This is a genomic window from Streptomyces sp. SID14436, assembly GCF_010548465.1.
Lineage (GTDB): Bacteria > Actinomycetota > Actinomycetes > Streptomycetales > Streptomycetaceae > Streptomyces.
Window position 1 is genome coordinate 1 of sequence record NZ_JAAGMD010000057.1, and the last position, 3,833, is coordinate 3,833.

4 protein-coding genes and 1 pseudogene are annotated in these 3,833 nt (G+C 75.3%); 1 reads left to right on the top strand and 4 read right to left on the bottom strand.

Annotation, left to right across the window (positions count from 1 at the left end; genetic code table 11):
• Positions 1-653 (top strand): TerD family protein (locus tag G3I53_RS02055; protein WP_203591788.1); only part of this gene is annotated, 653 nt, incomplete at its 5' end.
• 158 nt (positions 654-811) lie between these two features.
• Here the strand turns inward: G3I53_RS02055 and G3I53_RS02060 are convergent.
• The 4 genes and pseudogenes from G3I53_RS02060 to G3I53_RS02075 all read right to left on the bottom strand — a co-directional run.
• Positions 812-1,399, bottom strand: coding sequence for a TetR/AcrR family transcriptional regulator (locus G3I53_RS02060; protein ID WP_164437969.1), 588 nt, complete (start codon positions 1,397-1,399; stop codon positions 812-814).
• Positions 1,400-1,557: 158 nt separating this feature from the next.
• The gene (locus tag G3I53_RS02065; RefSeq protein ID WP_164339064.1) at positions 1,558-2,574 is read right to left on the bottom strand and encodes a 1-aminocyclopropane-1-carboxylate deaminase; all 1,017 of its coding nucleotides are present in this window, start codon (positions 2,572-2,574) and stop codon (positions 1,558-1,560) included.
• A gap of 43 nt (positions 2,575-2,617) precedes the next feature.
• Positions 2,618-3,265: a GntR family transcriptional regulator gene (locus tag G3I53_RS02070; protein WP_164350338.1), complete on the bottom strand. Its 648-nt coding sequence runs from the start codon at positions 3,263-3,265 to the stop codon at positions 2,618-2,620.
• Positions 3,266-3,490: 225 nt separating this feature from the next.
• Positions 3,491-3,833: pseudogene (locus tag G3I53_RS02075) on the bottom strand (hypothetical protein); the annotation flags it as partial.

Here is a 3,833-nt window from a genome sequence, read left to right on the forward strand (position 1 = left end):
CGCCGGTGTCCGCCCCGCAGGCCCCGCCCGTGCCCGCCGCTCCCCCGGCCCCGCCCGCCCCGGCGCCCGGCTCGGGCAAGATCAACCTGGACAAGGGCCGGGTCAGCCTCCAGAAGAACCAGACGGTCTCCCTGATGAAGGGCGGCCGCCCGCTGCTCTCCCAGGTGCGGATGGGCCTCGGCTGGGAGCCGGCGTACCGCGGCAAGGACATCGACCTGGACGCCTCGGTCATCGCCTACGGTCCGCAGCGCAACCACATCGACAGCTGCTACTTCGGCAAGCTGCAGATTCTGCACGGCGCGATCCAGCACTCCGGCGACAATCTCACCGGCGAGGGCGCCGGGGACGACGAGGTGATCACCGTCGACCTCGGCCGGCTCCCCCAGGAGGTCTCCGGCCTGGTCTTCACCGTCAACTCCTTCTCCGGCCAGAAGTTCACCGAGGTCGCCAAGGCGTACTGCCGGCTGCTGGACGGCACCACCGGTGAGGAGCTGGTCCGCTTCGACCTCACCTCCGCCGAGGCGCAGACGGGCGTGATGATGGCCAAGCTGATCCGCCAGTTCTCCGGCGAGTGGGAGATGACCGCCATGGGCGACTTCGTGAAGTCCCGCACGGTGCGCGGCATGGTCAAGCCGGCCGCCCAGGCCCTGTAGCCGCCGGGGCCGCGCGGCCACCGCCGCCGGCCCGCCGACGTCCCCGCCCCGGTGTTCCCCTCCCCGGGGCGGGGGCCCCTCCGTCACGGTCCGGCCCCGGGCTCGGTGCCGGACCGGTCATGCCCGGGGTGGCCCTTTCATGCCCGGGGCCGGGGCGCTCATGCCCGGGGCCGGGGCGCGAGGCCCTCCACCAGGAGACCCACATACCGGCGCAGCTGGCCGCCGTCGCCGTCCGCGAGTTCGGAGGCCGCCGCCACACCGTGCACCAGCCGCAGCACGTCGACCGCCTCGACGTCCGGGCGCAGCTCCCCCGCCCGTCGGGCCGCCCCGACCAGCAGTTCCGCCGCGCCCAGCAGCGGGTCGCAGCAGCCCGGCCCGCCGTCCGGGCCGCCGTCCGGGCCGCTCCCGACGGCCGGCCCCAGAAGGGCCCGCAGGCCACGGATCCGGATCATCCCGGCGCCGAGTTCGTCCAGCCACGCACGCAGGGCGGGGCCGGGCGGCAGGCGCTCCGCCAGATCGCCGGCCCGGGCCGCGAGGGCGTCGATCCGGTCGGCGTACACGGCCTCCAACAGGGCCCGCCGGGTGGGGAAGTGCCGGTAGAGGGTGCCGGATCCGACGCCGGCCCGCTTGGCGATGTCGTCGAGGGAGGCGCCCTCGCCCTGGGCGGCGAACGCCTCGACCGCCGCCGCGAGCAGCCGCTCGCGGTTCCGCCGGGCATCGGCCCGCATGGGCCTGACCTGTGCCACCGGCCCTCCTCGAACGCCGCGGGTCCCCTCCGCCCTCACCCTATCGAGGGGCGCGGAGGGGACCCGGGGCTGCGGCTGCCGGCCCGCGGACTGCGCGGTGCGGCCTGCGGACTACCGACCACCGTGCCCGCGGCCTGCGGCCTGTGGCGGCCTCCGGCTCAGAACAGGGCGCTGTAGGCGTTCAGCGCCGGCTGTCCGCCGAGGTGGGCGTACAGGACCGTGGCATCGCGGGCGATCTCGCCCCGGGACACCAGGTCGATCATCCCCGCCATGGACTTGCCCTCGTAGACCGGGTCGGTGACCATCCCCTCGGTCCGCGCCGCGAGGCGCATCGCGTCCAGGGTCCGCTCGTCCGGTATGCCGTAGGTCCCGGCGTGGTAGCGCTCGTCCAGCTCGATGTCGTCCACGGTCAACTCGGCCTTGACGCCGAGGAGTCGCCCGGTGCGGTCCGCGATCCGCGCGATCTGCTCCTTCGTCCGGGCGGGGTCGGCCGAGGCGTCGATGCCGATCACCCGCCGGGGACGGCCGCCCGCCTCCTCCAGCGCCCGGAACCCGGCGACCATGCCCGCCTGGGTGGAGCCGGTGACCGAGCACACGATCACGGTGTCGAAGAAGACGCCCGCCGCCCGCTCCTGCTCGGCGACCTCGTATGCCCACCCGGCGAAGCCGAGCCCGCCGAGGGGGTGGTCGGAGGCACCGGCGGGGATGGCGTACGGCTTGCCGCCCGACTCCTCGACCTCGCGCAGGGCCTGCTCCCAGCTCTCCTTGAAGCCGATCCCGAACCCGGCCCGCACCAGCCGTACGTCGGCCCCGGCGAGCCGGCTGATGAGGATGTTGCCGACCTTGTCGTACACGGCGTCCGGCCAGTCGACCCAGCTCTCCTGCACGAGCACGCACTTGAGGCCGGCGCGGGCGGCGACGGCGGCCACCTGGCGGGTGTGGTTGGACTGCACGCCGCCGATGGACACCAGGGTGTCGCAGCCCTGGTCGAGGGCGTCGGCGACCAGGTACTCCAGTTTGCGGGTCTTGTTGCCGCCGTAGGCCACGCCGGAGTTGCAGTCCTCGCGCTTGGCCCACAGGGCGGCGCCGCCGAGGCGGGCGGTGAGCCGTTCGAGCGGGTGCACGGGCGAGGGTCCGAACAGCAGGGGGTAACGCCGGTGGGAGGCAAGGGACATGAGGGGTTCCTTCCGCTCGGGCCGTGCCGGTGGGCAGGGCCGGTCAGGGAATGTCGGCGAGCTCCTCCAGGCCCCGCCAGATCTCGGCGGTGACGCGCACCGCCCCGTCCGTGTCGCCGGCGGCGCAGGCCGCGATCAGGCGGTCGTGCAGGCCGGCGGAGCGGCAGGCGCCGCCCTCGCCGAAGCGGCGCCGCTCCAGCCGCCGGATGAGCGGGGTGTACCGGGCGACGGTGGCGGCGGCGGCCCGGTTGCCGCTCACCCGCACCAGGACGTCGTGGAGTGCGTCGTCGGCGCGCAGCGCGGCGTCCACGTCGCCGGTGCGGACGGCCGCCGCGAACCGCTCGTTGGCGGCGCGCATGGCGTCCGTGTCCGCCGTCCGCAGGCGGGGCACGGCGGCCCGGGTGACCAGTTCGTGCATGGCGCCGACCACGGCCGCGGCGTCCCGTACGTCGGCGGCCACCAGGGGGGTCACGCGGGTGTGGCTCTGCGGCTTGCTCTCCAGCAGACCCTCGTCGACCAGCCGCGCGAACGCCTGGCGCACGGGCGCCCGGGAGAGCCCGAGCCGCTCGGCGAGGTCGGCGTCCCGCACCACGGCGCCGGGCTCGATCTCCCCGGCCACGATGGCGTCCCGGATGGCCTCGTAGGCGCGGTCGCGCAGCAGGGTGCGCGGGACGGGTCGAAGGGCGTTCACGACTGAAATGTTAGATGTCAGAGGAGGGCGCCACAAGAGACCGGAAGACGCAGGTCCGATCCGGGACCGGCAGGGCGCGGCGGGCGGGCACCCCGTACCGGCCCGGGTCGCGCGCGGCCTCACGGCGCCGACCGGTCAGCCCGCGGGTCGCCGGATGCCAGCCGCGCCCGGCTGGGCGGCCGGGTGCCCCGGTGGGTGCCCGGCCGCGCCCCGTCAGCCGCCGCGTCAGCCGCCGTGCTGCGAACGGGCCTTGAACGCCGCCTTGCGGGCCTCCTTGGCGATCTTCTTGTCGGGGTGCAGGCGCCCCATCGCCTCCAGCACGTCGGCCGTGGCCGGGTGGTCCACGCGCCAGACGGTGGAGAAGAAGCCGCTGTGCTGGGCCGCCAGGCCCTCCACCAGGGCGCGCAGTTCCTCGGAGTTGCCCTCGGCCGCGAGCTGGGCGGCCACCGTGTCGATGGTCAGCCAGAAGATCATGGCCTCGGACGGCGGGGGCACGTCGGGCGCGCCGTGCTCGGTCAGCCAGACCCGGGCCAGGCCGCCGAGTTCGGCGTCGTCCAGCACCTCACGC